16 protein-coding genes and 2 tRNA genes are annotated in these 16,101 nt (G+C 61.2%); 10 read left to right on the top strand and 8 right to left on the bottom strand.

Annotation, left to right across the window (positions count from 1 at the left end; all coding sequences use genetic code 11):
- The first annotated feature begins 14 nt into the window (after positions 1-14).
- Genes WIF35_RS11820 through WIF35_RS11785 form a run of 8 tightly spaced genes read left to right on the top strand, consistent with a single transcriptional unit; the run spans position 15 to position 8,328 of the window.
- Complete coding sequence (locus WIF35_RS11820; RefSeq protein ID WP_412478415.1) at positions 15-1,661, top strand: B12-binding domain-containing radical SAM protein; 1,647 nt, start codon at positions 15-17, stop codon at positions 1,659-1,661.
- Between the two features lie 37 nt (positions 1,662-1,698).
- Complete coding sequence (locus tag WIF35_RS11815) at positions 1,699-2,340, top strand: hypothetical protein (protein WP_412478414.1); 642 nt, start codon at positions 1,699-1,701, stop codon at positions 2,338-2,340.
- A gap of 40 nt (positions 2,341-2,380) precedes the next feature.
- Positions 2,381-3,724, top strand: a complete 1,344-nt coding sequence (locus WIF35_RS11810; RefSeq protein WP_412478413.1) for an NAD(P)/FAD-dependent oxidoreductase — start codon at positions 2,381-2,383, stop codon at positions 3,722-3,724.
- The gene (locus WIF35_RS11805) at positions 3,724-4,725 is read left to right on the top strand and encodes a hypothetical protein (protein WP_412478412.1); all 1,002 of its coding nucleotides are present in this window, start codon (positions 3,724-3,726) and stop codon (positions 4,723-4,725) included. The genes WIF35_RS11810 and WIF35_RS11805 overlap by 1 nt, the downstream gene beginning before the upstream one ends.
- Positions 4,726-4,727: 2 nt before the next feature.
- Positions 4,728-5,579 carry a MipA/OmpV family protein gene (locus WIF35_RS11800; protein ID WP_412478411.1) on the top strand — a complete coding sequence of 284 codons (852 nt, stop codon included), beginning with the start codon at positions 4,728-4,730 and terminating at the stop codon, positions 5,577-5,579.
- On the top strand, positions 5,572-6,354 hold the full coding sequence (locus tag WIF35_RS11795; protein WP_412478410.1) for a lysophospholipid acyltransferase family protein: 783 nt from the start codon (positions 5,572-5,574) through the stop codon (positions 6,352-6,354). The genes WIF35_RS11800 and WIF35_RS11795 overlap by 8 nt, the downstream gene beginning before the upstream one ends.
- Positions 6,355-6,366: 12 nt before the next feature.
- Positions 6,367-7,125 carry a glycosyltransferase family 2 protein gene (locus tag WIF35_RS11790; protein WP_412478409.1) on the top strand — a complete coding sequence of 253 codons (759 nt, stop codon included), beginning with the start codon at positions 6,367-6,369 and terminating at the stop codon, positions 7,123-7,125.
- 3 nt (positions 7,126-7,128) lie between these two features.
- Complete coding sequence (locus tag WIF35_RS11785; protein WP_412478408.1) at positions 7,129-8,328, top strand: cation:proton antiporter; 1,200 nt, start codon at positions 7,129-7,131, stop codon at positions 8,326-8,328.
- 13 nt (positions 8,329-8,341) lie between these two features.
- Here WIF35_RS11785 and WIF35_RS11780 read toward each other — a convergent pair whose 3' ends face one another.
- On the bottom strand, positions 8,342-10,078 hold the full coding sequence (locus tag WIF35_RS11780) for a diguanylate cyclase (protein ID WP_412478407.1): 1,737 nt from the start codon (positions 10,076-10,078) through the stop codon (positions 8,342-8,344).
- A gap of 140 nt (positions 10,079-10,218) precedes the next feature.
- Between WIF35_RS11780 and WIF35_RS11775 the strand changes: the two genes are divergently transcribed.
- Positions 10,219-10,545: a thioredoxin family protein gene (locus WIF35_RS11775; RefSeq protein ID WP_412478406.1), complete on the top strand. Its 327-nt coding sequence runs from the start codon at positions 10,219-10,221 to the stop codon at positions 10,543-10,545.
- 1 nt (position 10,546) lies between these two features.
- Here WIF35_RS11775 and WIF35_RS11770 read toward each other — a convergent pair whose 3' ends face one another.
- The 3 genes from WIF35_RS11770 to WIF35_RS11760 form a co-directional block, all read right to left on the bottom strand.
- The gene (locus WIF35_RS11770) at positions 10,547-10,789 is read right to left on the bottom strand and encodes a hypothetical protein (protein WP_412478405.1); all 243 of its coding nucleotides are present in this window, start codon (positions 10,787-10,789) and stop codon (positions 10,547-10,549) included.
- A 106-nt stretch (positions 10,790-10,895) separates the two neighbouring features.
- Positions 10,896-10,980, bottom strand: a tRNA-Leu gene (locus WIF35_RS11765).
- A gap of 1 nt (position 10,981) precedes the next feature.
- Positions 10,982-11,057, bottom strand: a tRNA-Val gene (locus tag WIF35_RS11760).
- Positions 11,058-11,237: 180 nt separating this feature from the next.
- On the opposite strand from WIF35_RS11760, the gene WIF35_RS11755 reads away from it, so the two are divergent.
- Positions 11,238-12,782, top strand: coding sequence for an ATP-binding protein (locus tag WIF35_RS11755; protein WP_412478404.1), 1,545 nt, complete (start codon positions 11,238-11,240; stop codon positions 12,780-12,782).
- Between the two features lie 103 nt (positions 12,783-12,885).
- On the opposite strand, the gene fabG is transcribed toward WIF35_RS11755, so the two are convergent.
- The 4 genes from fabG to WIF35_RS11735 are packed head-to-tail and all read right to left on the bottom strand — an operon-like array spanning position 12,886 to position 16,053.
- Positions 12,886-13,605: a 3-oxoacyl-ACP reductase FabG gene (gene fabG / locus WIF35_RS11750; RefSeq protein ID WP_412478403.1), complete on the bottom strand. Its 720-nt coding sequence runs from the start codon at positions 13,603-13,605 to the stop codon at positions 12,886-12,888.
- A gap of 14 nt (positions 13,606-13,619) precedes the next feature.
- Entirely contained in the window at positions 13,620-14,069 is a 450-nt protein-coding gene (locus WIF35_RS11745; protein ID WP_412478402.1) for a hotdog family protein, read from the bottom strand.
- Entirely contained in the window at positions 14,063-14,866 is an 804-nt protein-coding gene (locus tag WIF35_RS11740) for a beta-ketoacyl synthase chain length factor (RefSeq protein ID WP_412478401.1), read from the bottom strand. The genes WIF35_RS11745 and WIF35_RS11740 overlap by 7 nt, the downstream gene beginning before the upstream one ends.
- On the bottom strand, positions 14,863-16,053 hold the full coding sequence (locus WIF35_RS11735) for a beta-ketoacyl-[acyl-carrier-protein] synthase family protein (protein ID WP_412478400.1): 1,191 nt from the start codon (positions 16,051-16,053) through the stop codon (positions 14,863-14,865). The genes WIF35_RS11740 and WIF35_RS11735 overlap by 4 nt, the downstream gene beginning before the upstream one ends.
- Between the last annotated feature and the right edge of the window lie 48 nt (positions 16,054-16,101).

Below are 16,101 nucleotides of genomic sequence, written 5' to 3'. Positions count from 1 at the left end.
TCGAGGAAGCATCCATGCGCATCACGCTTGTTCACCCAGCGGGTTTCAACTTTGTGCCGGGACAGCCGGATTTTTCCGTGCTGGCTAACCGTATGCCGCCCATCGGCATCATGCAGCTGGCCTCCTGGCTGGAAAAATTTGGGCACAGCGTGCAACTGCATGATTGTCTCGGTCCCTACGCCCCGCCGACGACCGCGGAAAATGCCGAGATTGTGTTGGCCACTGATCCCGAAATGGTTGGTTTTTCGGCGACGACTTCCGGCTTCATGGATGCCTTCGAGATTGCTGCCTATATCCGCGAGCGGCGACCGGAGATCAAGATCGTCTTCGGCAACGTGCATGTCTCGTCGCTCGGTGCGCCGATTCTCGAAAAATTCCCGGAAATCGATTACCTGGTCATGGGCGAAGGTGAAGGCGCCATGCTGGAGTTGGCCGACGGCAAGCCGCTCGCCGAAATCGGCAACCTGATCTGGCGCAACGAGAGCGGTCGCATCATCGTCAATCCCCGCCGCGACCGTATCCTCGACCTCGACGAACTGCCCTTCCCCGCCTACGAAAAGCTCGCCGGCTTTCCACACGCTTACCATCTGCCGCTCTTCGCCTACGAAATGCGGCATGGGGCGACGATGATCACCTCGCGCGGTTGTCCCTACACCTGTTCCTTCTGCGACCGCACGGTGTTCGAGCGCCTGTACAAGACCAATTCGCCGCAATACATCTACGATCACATGAAGTATTTGCGGGACAAGTTCGGCGTCTACCACATCAACATGTACGACGACTTGTTCACGGCCAAGAAGCAGCGCGTGCTCGATCTGTGCGAACTGTTGATCGAAAAGCCGCTGGGCATGCAATTCAACTGCGCCATCCGCGCCGGGCATACGTCGGACGAGATGTTGCACAAGCTGAAAAAAGCCGGGGCACTGATGGTGTCGCTCGGTATCGAATCGGCCGATCCCGAGATGATGGACCGCCACAAGGCCGGCGTGACGCTGGATGCCGTGCGCGACACGGTGAAATCGATCCACGCGGCCGGACTGCGCGCCAAGGGCCTGTTCATCTTCGGCATGCCGGGCGAAACGCCGGATACGGTGCGGACCACCAGCGATTTCATCCTCTCTCTTGGGCTGGATGAAATGAACATGACCAAGTTCAGCCCGCTGCACGGCGCGCCGATCTGGGACGAATGCGTGAACGATCCCAAGGGCGATTTCATCGAAGACTGGCGTCTGATGAACTGCCTGAATTTCGTCTACAAGCCGGAAGGTTTCGAGACCCGGGAGGAAATGGACGCGCTGTACAACTGGCACGTCAAACGCTTCTACGACAGCAAGGGCTATCGCCGCCGCTTCGCCAAGCGTTTGTGGCAGCACCGCTGGAGCCTCTGGCACGTATTGAAGCATCTGCCGGAAACCATCGCTGCCGCCCGTTATTTCAGCGCCAACAAGGAACAACTGGAAAAAGCCAAGCGCGAGTTCAAGCTGCATCCGCGCCAGCCGCTCGGCCTCAAGCCACAGTTGTCTACCGACCTGCAGATCGACAATATTGTCTCCATGTCGCCGGTCAAGCTGACCCGCCGCGAAGCGGCCAAGATGATCATTCCGGTGGTCTATGAAGGAACGGCTTGTTGCACTCCGCCGGCTGCGCAGGCGGCGGTATAATCCCGCGCTTCGAGTTGGGTTTCTTGGGGGAACCGGCATGAAGCAGAAAACGGTTTTTCGGCATTTGGCGCTGTGCACCGCAGCAGTGGCCGTTGTCGTCTCGCTTTCCGCCTGCAAGAGTTCCGACAGCAAGCCCGAGACCGGTGCGCCGGCGGCCGAAAGTCGCAAGGAAAGCGTCATTCGATCCGGCTACGCTTGCTGCAATCTGCACTATAACGGCGACTGGATCAGCGATTCCAACCTCGCCCAATTGCCCTTCGTGCCGGTCGGTACGCCAATCAAGGTCAAGAAGATCGACGGCTATCGCGCCTATGTCGAGGTCGACGGCAAGGCGATGCGCCTGGGGCACGACTATGGGCGAGCCGAGGAAACGACCGAGCAGTGGGTGAACAAGCTCGTCGTGCTCGACGATCCGAAGGTCAAGATTGCCAAGTTTTCGCCGGCCGTGCGCAATGCCATTGCCAAGGGGCAGTTGAGCAAGGGCATGACCAAGGAACAGGTCATCATGTCGGTCGGCCATCCGCAGACCAACGAAAACCCGCGTCTGGACGGTCCGTACTGGCGCTACTGGTGGTCGAGTTTCGGCCCCTATTACGTTTATTGGTCCAAGGGCGGAACGGTCAGCAAGATCGAAGGCCATTCCGAAACCGTGGGCAGCATGACTTACACCGGAAAATAAGAATTTTCGCCGCCACAGAGAAGCGATTGGGGTAGAACCGATGGAACAGCAAGCACAGGGACAGGGTGGGGTCGAACGCCGCGAATGCGACGTTCTGGTCATCGGCGGCGGCCCGGCCGGAACGACGGTAGCACCGCTGCTGGCGGAACAAGGCTACAAGGTGGTGATCCTGGAAAAGGCCCATCACCCGCGTTTTCATATCGGCGAGTCGCTGCTGCCGGCCAACCTGCCGCTCTTCGAGCGCATGGGCATCGCCGAGCAGGTCAAGGCCATCGGCATGGTCAAGCCGGGCGCCGAGTTCGTCTCGCCGCACCACGAGCACACCCAGGTCTTCAACTTTGCCGAAGCCTGGGACAAGTCGATGCCGACCGCCTACCAGGTCAAGCGTGCCGAGTTCGATGAAATCCTGATCCGCAACGCCGAGAAAAAGGGCGTCGAGGTGCATGAAGGCTGTCGTGCCAAGACAGTGGATTTCCTGCCCGACAACTCGGTGGCCGTGCGCGCCATGCACGATGACGGCCACGAGAGCGAGTGGCATGCCCGTTTCCTGGTCGATGCTTCGGGCCGCGATACCTTCCTGTCCAACAAGTTCCAGATCAAACACCGCAACCCCAAGCACAACAGCTCGGCGGTTTACGGCCATTTCGCCCACGCCAAGCGCCATGATGGAATGGCCGAAGGCAACATCACCATCTTCTGGTTCGAACATGGCTGGTTCTGGTTCATCCCGATGATGAACGACACCACCAGCATCGGCATGGTGACCTGGCCGTATTACATGAAGACCAAGGGCGACCGTAGCCTGAAGGAATTCCTGATGGACGGCATCGCCATGTGCCCGGCTCTGGCCATGCGCCTGAAAGATGCCGAGCTGATGACCGAGGTCGAGGCCACCGGCAACTTCTCCTATGTTTCCGAGCGCTGCCATGGTGCCAACTACGTGATGCTGGGCGATGCTTACGCCTTTATCGACCCGGTGTTTTCATCCGGTGTGCTGCTCGCCATGAACAGCGGGGTCCTGGCCGCCGAAGCCATCGACGCCTGCCTGAAGGACCCGGCCAAAGCGCCCGCCGCCCTGAAGCGTTTCGATCAGTTGATGAAGCACGGTCCGAAGGAATTCTCGTGGTTCATCTACCGCGTGACCAATCCGATCATGCGCGATTTCTTCATGTACCCGAAGAACATCTTCCGCGTGAAGGAAGCCCTGCTTTCCGTGCTGGCGGGTGACATTTTCGGCAAGACGCCGATCTGGCGTTCGATCTGGATTTTCAAAGGGCTTTATTACTTCGCCAACCTGATCCAGCCCAAGCGTGCCTTCATGGGTTGGAAACGGCGCAAGTTCAACATTCGCAAGGTCGACGAAGCCGTCGTCTATAACGCATAGTGACGTTGCAATACGTTTCCTCGCCGGCCGCGGTTTCACGTGAAACCGGCGGCGAACTTGGGGGCGCCCGCCTCGGTCAGGCACAAGCTGTCGTTGCGCCGGGCTGGCCGGTGCAGGGAATTTTTGCCCCTTTGCTCGGGTGCACCGCAGCAGTGCTGCACGAAACCTGGTTGTGCGCCGGCCCGGTCGTGGCTGGCCTCAGCGAGGAAGTGAACTGGCGGCGGGCCGGAGACGTCTTGTTCGGCGTCATCGAAGTGGAGGAAGCCCGCTTCGCCGGCGTTCCCGGCAAGACCGCCCTGCAGGCGGCAAGCGAGGAAGCCTACGACCGCATCTTCCGCCTGCTCGATGCGCAGGGCCTGCCGCAGTTGTGGCGCGTCTGGAATTACCTGGCCGCGATCAACGAGGAGAGCGACGGGCTGGAGCGTTATCGCCAGTTCAACATCGGCCGGCAGGATGCCTTCCTCGCCTACCATCGCGGCACCACCGGCAATGTGCCGGCGGCTTGTGCGCTCGGTGTGAGCGGTGGCCCGGTGTCGATCGCCTTCATGGCCGGCAAGACGCCGGCCGTGCCGGTCGAGAATCCGCGCCAGGTCAGCGCCTACAACTATCCGAGCGAATATGGTCCGCGCAGCCCGACCTTCTCGCGTGCCGCCCTGGTCTATCCGCCGGGGCAGGAAATCCTGTTCATTTCCGGTACGGCCAGCATCGTCGGTCACCGGACCGTGCATCTCGGCGACGTGGCCGCGCAAACGACCGAAGCCATGGCCAATATCGCCGCCGTGGTCGGTGAGGCCAATCGCGCCGCACGCGGCTCGGCCTATGCCATGCCCGAATTGTCCTACCGCATCTATATCCGCCACGCCGGCGATTTCGCTGCCGTTCGCGCGGCCTTGGCGCCCTTGATCGGTGGTGCGGAAGCCGTTTACGTCCAGGCCGACATTTGCCGTGCCGACCTGCTGGTGGAAATCGAGGCCATGGCCTCGCAGTCGCTGGGGAGTTGATGATGTCCGGGAAAATCCAATTCGCACGACGCATGGTGGCCGGTCTGCTGGTCGGCATGGGGATGGCCGGCGCCATTCAGGCGGCCGAGGATAAACCGCTGTGGGAAATCGGCGCCGGTGCTGCGGCATTGAGCTTCCCGGCGTATCGCGGCTCGGACCAGACGAACAATTTTGTCATGCCCGTGCCCTACTTCACCTATCACGGCGATTTCCTGAAGGCTGACCGGCATGGTGTGCGCGGCCAGATTTTCGATACCGACCGGCTCGACCTGACCGTTTCGGCTGCCCTCTCGCCGCCGGCATCGAGCAAGGATATCAATGCCCGTAGCGGCATGCCCGACCTCGATCCGACCTTCGAGATCGGCCCGCAACTCGATGTGACGCTGTGGCGCTCCGACAGCCGCGCCCGCTTCGTCAAGCTGCTGATGCCGCTACGCGCCGCCTTCACGGTCGATAGCTCGCCGAAGGACATCGGCTGGGTCTTCCACCCCAAGCTGAACATGGACATCACCGACCTGCCCGGCCTGAACGGCTGGAATCTCGGCCTGCTTGCCGGCCCGCTGTTCGGCGACAAGCGCCAGCACGCCTATTTCTACTCGGTGGCGCCGCAGTATGCGACGGCCGCTCGCCCGGCCTACGAGGCCAAGGCAGGTTATGCCGGCATGCAGTACCTGGCTTCCGTCTCGAAGCGTTTCCCGTCGTTCTGGGTCGGCGCCTTCCTGCGCTACGACAACCTGAGCGGTTCCACCTTCGAAGACAGCCCGCTGGTGCGCGACAAGAATTATGTGGCCGGTGGTATCGCCATATCCTGGATCCTCGGCGAGTCGTCGACGCGTGTGAAAGTCGATGACTGAGGCCCGCCGCGCGGTCAATCCGCTGTGGGCCTTTTACGAACAGATCGCCATGGTGGTCGGGTTGTCGGCCCTGGCGATCATCTGTCTGTTCTGGCTGCCTTTTGCCATGCTCCTGCACCCGCTGTTGCCTCGACGCATCGGGCAGCCCATCGGCCGCCGCATGATCATGGGTGGCTTTCGCTTCTACCTGCGCTTTCTCGAAATTTTCTGTGCCTGTCGGTTCGATCTTGGCGAACTCGACCGGCTGCGCGACCAGGGGCCGATGATTCTGGCCGCCAACCACCCGTCCCTGCTCGACGCGGTGATGATCCTGTCGCGCTTTCCCGATGCCGTTTGCGTCATGAAGGCGGCCTTGCTCGATAACATCCTGTTCGGCGCCGCCGCCCGCCTGGCGCGCTATATCCGCAACAACGCGCCACTCGAAATGATCCTCTCGGCGCGCGAGGAACTGCAGCGCGGGGCCAAGCTGGTGATCTTTCCCGAAGGCACGCGAACCAGCGATTTCCCGCTCGATCCGTGCATGAACAGTGTCGGCCTGATCGCCAGCCGGGCCAAGGCGCCAGTACAGACCTTGCTGATCGAGTTTTCGACGCCCTATCTCGGCAAGGCCTGGCCGCTCTTCCGTCGCCCCTGTCTGCCGCTGACCAGCCGCATCCGCCTCGGCCAGCGCTTCGCTCCGCCGACCGACATCGAGGCTTTCACCCAGGAACTGGAAGCCTATTACCGTGCGGAATTTGCCCAAAATCCGGTGTGCACCGCAGCAGTCGCCGCCTGACCACAGAAATCCATGAATCCCGCTTCGACCACGCATCTCGTCCTGATTCCCAGCTACAACCCCGGTCTCAATGTGCTGGAAACGGTACGCGCGGCGCGTGCGCAGTGGGCTCCGGTGTGGGTGGTGGTCGATGGCAGCACCGACGGCACGGCTGAGCAGCTACAGGCGCTGGCGGCGCAGGACGAGGGGCTGAAGGTCATCGTCCTGCCGCAGAACCGCGGCAAAGGCGCGGCGGTGCTCGAAGGCATCACGCAGGCGGCGGCCCTCGGGTTCACCCACGCACTGACCATGGATTCCGACGGCCAGCACCCGGCTGACCTGATCCCGACCTTCATGGCTGCCTCGCAGGCTGAGCCGCAGAAGATGGTCCTCGGCAAGCCGGTGTTCGGGCCCGAAGCGCCGGCCCTGCGCGTCAATGGGCGCAAGGTGTCTAACGGCTGGGCCAATCTGGAGACCCTGTGGATGGGCATTGGCGATTCGCTGTATGGTTTTCGCGTCTATCCCATCGGGCCGCTGATGAAGATCATGCGCGGCAATCGCTTCATGCGCCGTTTCGATTTCGACCCCGAGGCGGTCGTCCGCCTGTGCTGGGCCGGCGTCTATCCGCGCAATATCGATGCGCCGGTGCGCTACCTGTCCGCTGAGGAAGGCGGCGTCTCGCATTTCAAATACCTGCGAGACAACACGCTGCTGACCTGGATGCATACCCGCCTGTTCATCGGCTTCATGCTGCGCCTGCCGCTTCTACTCGTCCGTTATCTGATGCGTTGAATCATGAATACGACAGAAATCTTCCTGATCGCGATGACCATCATCTTTACCGTGCCCTACCTGATCTGGCGGCTCGGCAATACCGATTACTTCGCACCCTTGGTCGTCGTCCAGATCATCACCGGCATCCTGCTCGGGCCTGGCGTGCTGGGCAAGGCGTTTCCCGATTACTACAGCTTCGTCTTCACGCCGGCTGTCATCCAGTCGCTGAACGGCATCGCCTGGTGGGCGGTCATGCTCTTCGTGATGATCGCCGGCGTCGAGCTCGATCTGAAAAAGGCCTGGGCGCATCGTCGCGAGAGTTCGATCACCGCCGGGCTGGCGCTCGGCACGCCGCTCGCCTTCGGTTGCGCGGCGGCCGCCCTGATGCTCGGGTTCGACGGCTGGATGGGGCCGAAAGCGCAAACCTGGCAATTCGTCGTCGGCGTCGGCATGGCCTGCGCCGTCACCGCCCTGCCCATCCTGATCCTGCTCATGGAGAAGCTGGAAATCCTGCGCCAGCCCATCGGCCAGCGTATCCTGCGCTACGCCAGTCTGGACGATATCGCCATCTGGGGCGTGCTCGCGTTAATTTTGATGGACTGGGAGCGTATCGGCCGTCAGGTGGCTTTCCTCATAGCCTTTGCTGTGGCGGCCTGGCTGTTCCACAAGCTGATGCAACGCATTGCCGAACGTGACCGCTGGTATGTCGCGCTGATCTGGCTGGCGGCGATCGCCTTTGGCGCCGATTGGGCCGGCCTGCACTTCATGGTTGGCGCCTTCCTGGCCGGGGCGAGCATGGAAGCCGAGTGGTTCGATCAGGAAAAAATGGACCAGCTACGCCACCACGTGTTGCTCGTCATCATGCCGGTCTTCTTCCTGAGTACCGGCCTGCGCACCAATTGGGCGGTCGGCGGCGCAGCCGTCTTCATCGCCGCGGCCCTGCTACTCGCCGCATCGATCGCCGGCAAGCTGATCGGCGTGCGCGTGGCCGGCCGCATTTTGAAGTGGGCGCCGGGCGAAGCCAGCATCATCGGCTGGTTGCTGCAGACCAAGGCGTTGATCATGATCATTTTTGCCAACATCCTGCTCGACAAGCAGATCATCACCAGCGAAACCTTCACCGCCCTGCTGTTGATGGCGGTGGCCAGCACCATGCTGACGGTGCCGGTGGTTGCGCCCAAACTGGCGCGTCTGAAGGAACTGGTCCTGCGTTCGGCTTGAGGCCTTCCTGATCCTACTCTTGTGGACCAACCCACCGGTTGCGTCCGCCCTTTTTTGCTTCATAGAGGGCTTCATCGGCTCGCCGGATCAAGGCATCGGTATCGTCGTCGGGGTTGCTGATGGCGATTCCCGCACTGACCGTGAATTTCACCAATTCGCCGGCATCGGAAATCACTTCGCACGCCCGTATGTTGTCCAGTAAGCGTTCGATGACCAGGATGGCAGATCCGAGGTCGGTTTCCGGGAGCAGAATGACGAATTCTTCACCACCGAAGCGGCCAAAACTGTCCGTTCCGCGCAAGCTATCCAGGGCAGTTGCCGATAGCTTTTTCAGAACCAGGTCACCAACCGCATGCCCGTAAGTATCATTGACCTTCTTGAAATGGTCCGCGTCGAGCATGATCAGCGCCAGGGGTTTCCCATTGCGGCGACTCATCTGCAGAGCGGCAGCCGCGGTCCTGACGAAGGAACGGCGATTCATCGAGCCGGTCAAGGGATCTGTGGTTGCCAAGTCAAGTAGTTTAAGCTCGTAGTTCAAGCGCTCACTAACGTCGCGAACAATTGCGACATGTAGTCGGCTTTCGTCGTTGACGTTACTGCCTACCGTTACCTCGGCCGGAAACTGCGTGCCATCCTTTCGTACCCCGTTGATTTGACGTCCGAAGGCCATGGTCCTGGATTGGTCGCTCGTGCTCGCCGCGAGGGTGTCCTTCAGGGCAGCATCGGTGGCTGGCATCAATTGCTGCAAGCTCTTTCCAAGAATCTCGTCAGCGCGATAGCCAAAAAGGGCTTCGGCAGCCGGGTTGAATTCCTGAATCAATCCATGTTCGTCAATCGCGATCACTCCATCGCGCGTTGTCTCAAGATAAGTTCTCAGGCGTTGTTCGTTCGCTTCTGTGCGCTGGCGCGCCCGCTGAAACAGCCATACCAGCCAGGCGAGCAGGAGACTGCTCGCGAACCCACCGATTTCGAGTGCGTCCAGATGATCAAATCCAGTCTTCCAGCCACTTACCGGCCGGGTCGCCAGCGTCCACACGCCACCTGCTATCGGCAGGCTCAAGCGAACCGTATCTTCTTCAAAAAGCGATTTTTTCCCGAGAAAGACTCTAGGAGATTTATCCCCCGCTTCTTTTCTGCCGAGGGCATATTCCATGCCGTCGATTTCCGGAGCCAGATTAGCACTGCTAATCAGGGACTCGAAGTCGATTTCCAGAATGAATTGACCCCAATATTCGCCATTAGTAAGAAAAACTGGCGTCGTACTGAGCATTCCCAAGGCTTCACCCGGCAAAGTCAGCGGGCCAACCATAATTCGCTTCCTCTGCTCGACCGCCTCACCCACAATTGGCCAGAGTAGAGGATCATCCGGCAGGTAATTGCCGATATACGTTGATGAACCTCCCTGTGGATAGACATGGCTAACGGTGTTCTTGGGAGCGATGGCCAGTCTCCGTAGATTTGGGGTGAATTGAAATACTGCTTTGAGCGTGCTGTCGAGGTATTCGCTGGTGGTGTGCTCGGATGTGGTCGCGAAGGCAATTAATCCATTGACCAAGTGACTATTGGTATTGAGTTCGCTCTCCAGGCGGGAGAGTATCAGCAGGGCTTTTTGTGATGCCTCGCTCTTTGCGTTCAGAATCTGCTGTTGACGTTCTCCATTCGCCAGAAAATGGACAACAAGCGCCAGCACGGTAAATACCGCAATAGGCAGAAGAGACGTGATTCGCCAGGAGAGTTTTCCGGGGAGCATGAGGGCTGAATTGCGATGCGTTTAATGACAACTTGAATTGTGCGCATGATCAATTAATACGATAAATATGTCAATAATAAATAATTTGATATATTTTTAACGGTGTCTGTATTCTCGATTTGTCAGGAGGAGTCGATCGAATGTCCGCGCTTTCCCCTTATCTCCCCTGTGATCTCACAATAGACGAGATCGATACGCAGGCAGGAGGTCTGCTACTGGATTTTGGTGTGGACTGGTGCCCCCACTGTCAGCGGGCTGAAGTGCTACTTCAGAAAGCATTGGCAGGAAAACACGGGCTTCGCCATCTCAGAGTGGAAGATGGTCCAGGGCGTCGCCTTGGGCGAACTTACCGGGTCAAGCTGTGGCCGACGCTGATCTTCCTGATCAATGGCCAGGAAGTAGAGCGTCTGGTCAGGCCGACCGATCTTGCGGAGATCGAGGCTGCGTTGAGGAAGATCGGCGCCTAGGCTATCGCCCGGCTTGCCAGGCGGCCAGATTGGCTCGCTCGATGAAGGTTTCCAGGCGGTTGATGTTGCCGGGCAGTTGTCGCCCTTCCCATTGTTCGGTCGCCCAGCGTTTGACGTTGGCCGTTAATTCGCCGTGCTCGATGGCATGGGCCAAGGCGACTTCGCAATCGTGGATGTCGTCCGGCAAGGCGCTGATTTCGCTGGCCGCCGCATGCAGGCTGATGCTGGTAGGGCTGACTTGCATGGCAGGTTCCTCCGCTGGCTGGTTGTAACCCCACTTTAGCAGAAGGCCGGCAACAAAAAAGGCCGGAACCCTTTCGGGATTGCGGCCTCTATTGCAAATGTTCTTTTGGTGCTCTGGGCGAGACTCGAACTCGCATGCCTTGCGGCACTACCCCCTCAAGATAGCGTGTCTACCAATTTCACCACCAGAGCCTGGTGCGTCCTGACGGGGTCGAACCGCCGACATTCGCCTTGTAAGGGCGACGCTCTACCAACTGAGCTAAGGACGCGAAAGGGCGCGGATTATAAACGGAATTTCGGAAAATTACGAGCACGGGGAAGTTTTTTCAGTAGCTGGTCAATGACCTTGGGGGGGCTGTCACCAAATGACTATCATGCTTGGGCCCTTGGTGATAAATTCGTACTGAATATCTGGCATCAATGCCATTAGTGACTAACATGAGAGTTCAATGCCAACTTCGCGGATGACAGTCCCTCGCCTGATTGCCCGCCGTTCCTGGTGGTCCATACCCGTGCTCGTTTGGGGACTTGGCGTTGGTGCCTCGTGGTTATCCCATCTCGCCGATACTGAAACCCAGACGATGAACATCGCGGTCGAAGGAGCCCGCAACATGTTCCGTATGGTCGTGCTGACCCGTGCGTGGAATGCGGAGCATGGGGGCGTCTACCTGCCGGTCGGGGAAAAGATCAAGCCGAATCCCTATCTCGAACATCCACGTCGCGATTTGGTGGCTACCGACGGCACGCGCCTGACCATGGTGAACCCCGCCTACATGACCCGACTGATCAGCGAACTGGCAAATGATGTGGAGGGGGCGACCTTCCATATCACCAGTCTCAAGCCGATCCGGCCGGGCAACGAAGCCGATGCCTGGGAGAAAAAGGCGCTGAGCGAATTCGAGAAAGGCGTGCGCGAAGTGTTTGCGGTGGTGCCTTCGCCGAATGGCCAGGAGAGCGCTCTGCGCTATATGGCCCCGCTGAAGGTGACACCGCCTTGTCTCGGTTGCCATGCCAAGCAGGGTTATCGTGACGGCGATGTTCGGGGGGGAATCAGCGTCACCCTGCCTTTCTCTCCGGTGGCTGCTGCACTGGAGGGAGCACGCAAGCAATCGACCGTCAATCACCTGGCGATTTTCCTTCTGGGTAGTCTGGTTGGCACCATCCTGCTTGAACTGTTGCGGCGACGCTGGATGAGCCTGGGCGAGACGATCGGCGCGCTCGAGCACGCCAAAAACGATCTGGCGGCCTCGAACGAGGCCTTGAGTCGGGCTAAGGATGCCGCCGAAGCGGCCAATCTAGCGAAAAGTCGTTTTCTGGCTAACCTGAGCCATGAACTGCGGACGCCGCTCAATGCGATCAGCGGCTTCAGCCATTTGCTGAAGCGGAAATTGGACGATCCCAAGCAGTTGGAAAGCGTCGAGCACATACAGCGAGCCTCGGGGCATCTGCTGGAGATGATCAACCAGTTGCTGAGTCTGGCGAAGGCCGATACCGGAGAACTGGATGCGGTGGCCGAGGACTTCCAGGTCGGCCAATTGGCCGACGAATTGTTCAACGAATTGCTGGGCAATGTGGCCGGTCGCCCGTTGGCGGCAGCGCTGGAGATTGACCCGGCGACCATGGCCTGTCGCCTTCGTGGTGACCGCGGACATATTGCCGAGATTGCCCGGCATTATCTGGCGAATGCGGTGAAATTCAGCGAATCCGGCGAAATTACCCTGTCGGTCAGCCTGCAGCAGCAGGGCTTGCAGCAGAACCGTTTGCGTCTGGCCGTCCGTGATCAAGGTATCGGCATTGCCCCCGAGCATTTGCCGCACTTGTTCTCACTATTCCATCAGGTTGATGGTTCCTCGACGCGCCACCATGGCGGTAATGGTATCGGCCTGATCCTGTGCAAACGACTGGCGGATCTGATGGGTGGCGAGGTCGGCGTTACCAGCGAATTGAACCGGGGCAGCGAATTCTGGCTGGAGGTGACGTTGCCGGAAGCCTAGGCGCCAGCTTCGCCAATGCTCGGAGCGATGAGGCTTGTCTCCGTGCCTTATCGGAAGCGTGAATTCCCGGCAATTTCGTGTTCTGCATCCATGATCCGGAGCACTAGATCATGCCACCGTTGATCGAGATGACCTGTCCCGAAATGTAGGCGGCTTGCGGCGAAGCGAGGAAGGCGACGAGATCGGCCACCTCTTCCGGCTTGCCGGCTCGTTGCATGGGGACGATCTTCTTGATGGTGTCGGAATCGAAGGCGCCTTCGATCATGTCGGTGGCGATGACGCCGGGCGCCACGCAATTGACCGTGATGCCGCGGCTGGCCAGTTCCAGCGCCAGCGACTTGCTGGCGGCGTGCAGGGCGCCCTTGGCCGCCGAATAATTGACCTGCCCACGATTGCCGGTGATGCCGGCGACCGACGAGATATTGACGATGCGGCCCCAGCGCGTGCGGATCATCGGCATCGTCAGCGGCTGGGTAACGTTGAAAAAGCCGTTGAGCGACACGTCGAGCACCGAGTCCCACTGCTTGCCGGTCATGCCGGGAAAGACGGCGTCGGCGTGGATGCCGGCGTTATTGACCAGGATCTGAATGGGGCCGGCTTCGAGCAGCGTTTCCAGTGCAGCGGCGGTGGCGCTGCGGTCGGTCACGTCGAAGGCGACGGCTTCGGCGTTGCCGCCGGCGGCAACGATGGTTTCAACCACGGCGCTGGCCTTGTCCAGGCTGCGATTGGCATGGACGATGACGTGATGGCCGTCGGTGGCCAGGCGCTGGCAGATCGCCGCGCCAATGCCGCCGCTGCCGCCGGTGACGAGGGCGCGTTTCATGGAGGCTCCGTTTTTCACGATTTTTCACCGTGCACCGCAGCAGCGTCGAGGACGACGGCGGCGCGGCCTTCCAGCAGGCAGCGGCCGGCGTGGTGCAGCGAAAACTGGTAAAGGATATTGTTGCCGTCGCCGGACAGACGCTCGGCGACGACGTCGAGTTCGTCCGGCAGATCGTCGAGGCGGGCGACGTGCAGGCTGACGCTGCGCACGCTGGTCAGGTAGCCCTGGCGCGGCCGGCCGTCGGCATTGGCCAGCAGCGCACCGTGGATGGCCATGGCCTGCGCGGCGTACTCGATGCCGTTGGCGGCGCCCAGGCGCCCTTCGGCGCGCAAGGGGTTGGCCGGGTCGGCATGGCTGGTGGCGGCGCAGGCGATGCGGCTATCCGACCAGTCGACGACGCGGTCGAGCAGGCACATCGTGCCCTGGTGTGGAATGCGTTGGCTGATCCAGTCGCGGTTCAGCATGGCTGGAGGTCGATTTCCAGTTGCATCGGCGGCAGGTAATCGACCCCGACCGGGCCACCCTCGCCGTTGGCCAGGCGGCGCAGCATGGGCAGCGCGCGCAGGGCCGGAATGGCGTTGCGTTGGACGTCCAGTTCGGCGTCGGCCATCGCTTCGGCCGGCGCGGTCGAGGGCTGCACGGTGATCCTGGCCAGTGAGCGCTCGCTCTTCTCCGGCGCCAGCACCAGTCCCACGCCGGCGACATCGGGTACCGGGCGGGTGGCGAACAGCGGCTCCGGGTATTCGCTGTCGTAGGCGATCAGCAAGGTCGTCTGCCGATCGAGGGCAACTTGTGCAAGCGCATCGAGCAGGCCGGCGCCGAAGCCGGCGTCGTAAGCGCAAATGACCTGGCAGGGCGCCATGGCTTTGGTGGCGATGCCCCAGTAACCGGCGGCGGCGTTATGTACCGAGTTGTGGAAGCGCGTCGGCGAAATCTGGCGGTCGTCGGTGGCCAGTTGCTCGCAGATGGCGTGGCAGTTGTGCCCGTCTGCACCAGAGGCGGAAAAGACCGTGGCCAGCGTCGAGACGTCGGCACCGGCATGGGCGGCGGCTTCCAGACCGACAGCGAGGGTCAGTTTGACGACGCGGCTGGCCCGGCGGCGCTCGGCCGGCGGCAGGATGGCCGGGGCGGGCAGAACGCTGGGAGCGTTTTCCCAAGCCTGTTCGCCACGCAGGATGGCGCGCGCGGTCGGCCAGTCGGGCATGCCCGGGGCGAGGAAACCGATGCCTTCGATCCAGGCGGTGAGTGGAGTCTGGGTCATGCGGCCACCCCGAAGATCAGGCTGCAATTGCTGCCGCCAAAGCCGAAGGAATTGGACAGGGCGTGGTGCACGGTCGCATTACGGCCGTGCAGCAGGTAGTCGATAGGAATGGCCGGGTCGAGCGTTTCGGTGCCGGGGCTGCCAGGCAGGTAGCCATCGGTCAGCGCCAGCGCGCAGATCACCGCTTCGACCGCGCCGGCCGCGCCCAGCGTGTGGCCGGTGGCCCCTTTGGTCGAGCTGCACGGCACGCGGCTGTCGAACAGCGCGGCGACGGCCTTGCCTTCGGCGGCGTCGTTGGCCGGCGTCGAGGTGCCATGCAGGTTGATGTAATCGATGTCGCCGACCGTCAGCTGGGCGGATTTGAGCGCCGCTTCCATGGCCAGCTTGGCGCCGAGGCCTTCCGGGTGCGGCGAGGACATATGGTAGGCATCGCTCGACTCGCCGCAGCCGAGCAAGAGCACACTGCCGGGAGCCGCATGGTCGGTACGTTCGAGCAGCGCGAAAGCGGCGCCCTCGCCGATCGAGATGCCGTTACGCGCCGCATCGTAGGGACGACAGGGGCGGGATGAAGTCAGTTCGAGCGAGGCGAAGCCGTACAGCGTGGTCAGGCACAGGCTGTCGACGCCGCCGACGATGGCGGCATCGATGGTGCCAAGGGCCAGCTGACGGGCCGCCGCGGCGAACACCTTGGCGCTTGACGAGCAGGCGGTCGAGATGGCCATGGCCATGCCTTCCAGGCCGAAATAGTCGCGGGTGAATTCGGCCAGCGAGAAGGAGTTGTGCGTCGTCCGGTAGATGAAATCGCCCGGCAGCGCACCGGTTGCCGGGTCGCGCCGGCGGTAGGCCAGTTCGGTCTGCAGGATACCGGCCGTGCTGGTACCAAGGAAGACGCCGACGCGGGTTTTGCCATAGCGGCCGATGGCGGCGCGCACGTGCTCGGCAAAGCTGTCGGTTTCCAGGCCCATCTGGGTCAGGCGGTTGTTACGGCAATCGTAACGGGCCAGGTTTTTTGGCAATTCCTGCTCGTCCACCGCAGCAACCTCGCCGATCCAGGTGTCGAGCTTGACCGTTTCGAAGGTGCAGGGAGCGAGTCCGCTACGGCCGGCGCGGAGCGCGGCGCGCGTGGCATCGAGCCCGCGGCCGAGGCAGGTGGTGGCGGTGTAGGAAGAGAGCAGCAGCGGCGTCACGACGTGTTCCGGAACCAAGGGTTGCCAATTTTAGCAGACATGCCGAAA

It is taken from the genome of Azonexus sp. IMCC34839 (assembly GCF_047047955.1).
Classification (GTDB): Bacteria; Pseudomonadota; Gammaproteobacteria; order Burkholderiales; family Rhodocyclaceae; genus Azonexus.
This window is presented reverse-complemented; position numbering and strand designations above follow the sequence as displayed.

Coding starts and splice junctions, on each gene's coding strand:
- WIF35_RS11820 (WP_412478415.1), top strand. CDS start 15: ATGCGCATCACGCTTGTTCACCCAGCGGGTTTCAACTTTGTGCCGGGA.
- WIF35_RS11780 (WP_412478407.1), bottom strand. CDS start 10,078: ATGCTCCCCGGAAAACTCTCCTGGCGAATCACGTCTCTTCTGCCTATT.
- WIF35_RS11775 (WP_412478406.1), top strand. CDS start 10,219: ATGTCCGCGCTTTCCCCTTATCTCCCCTGTGATCTCACAATAGACGAG.
- WIF35_RS11740 (WP_412478401.1), bottom strand. CDS start 14,866: ATGACCCAGACTCCACTCACCGCCTGGATCGAAGGCATCGGTTTCCTC.
- WIF35_RS11795 (WP_412478410.1), top strand. CDS start 5,572: ATGACTGAGGCCCGCCGCGCGGTCAATCCGCTGTGGGCCTTTTACGAA.
- fabG (WP_412478403.1), bottom strand. CDS start 13,605: ATGAAACGCGCCCTCGTCACCGGCGGCAGCGGCGGCATTGGCGCGGCG.
- WIF35_RS11770 (WP_412478405.1), bottom strand. CDS start 10,789: ATGCAAGTCAGCCCTACCAGCATCAGCCTGCATGCGGCGGCCAGCGAA.
- WIF35_RS11815 (WP_412478414.1), top strand. CDS start 1,699: ATGAAGCAGAAAACGGTTTTTCGGCATTTGGCGCTGTGCACCGCAGCA.
- WIF35_RS11755 (WP_412478404.1), top strand. CDS start 11,238: ATGCCAACTTCGCGGATGACAGTCCCTCGCCTGATTGCCCGCCGTTCC.
- WIF35_RS11785 (WP_412478408.1), top strand. CDS start 7,129: ATGAATACGACAGAAATCTTCCTGATCGCGATGACCATCATCTTTACC.
- WIF35_RS11800 (WP_412478411.1), top strand. CDS start 4,728: ATGTCCGGGAAAATCCAATTCGCACGACGCATGGTGGCCGGTCTGCTG.
- WIF35_RS11790 (WP_412478409.1), top strand. CDS start 6,367: ATGAATCCCGCTTCGACCACGCATCTCGTCCTGATTCCCAGCTACAAC.
- WIF35_RS11810 (WP_412478413.1), top strand. CDS start 2,381: ATGGAACAGCAAGCACAGGGACAGGGTGGGGTCGAACGCCGCGAATGC.
- WIF35_RS11745 (WP_412478402.1), bottom strand. CDS start 14,069: ATGCTGAACCGCGACTGGATCAGCCAACGCATTCCACACCAGGGCACG.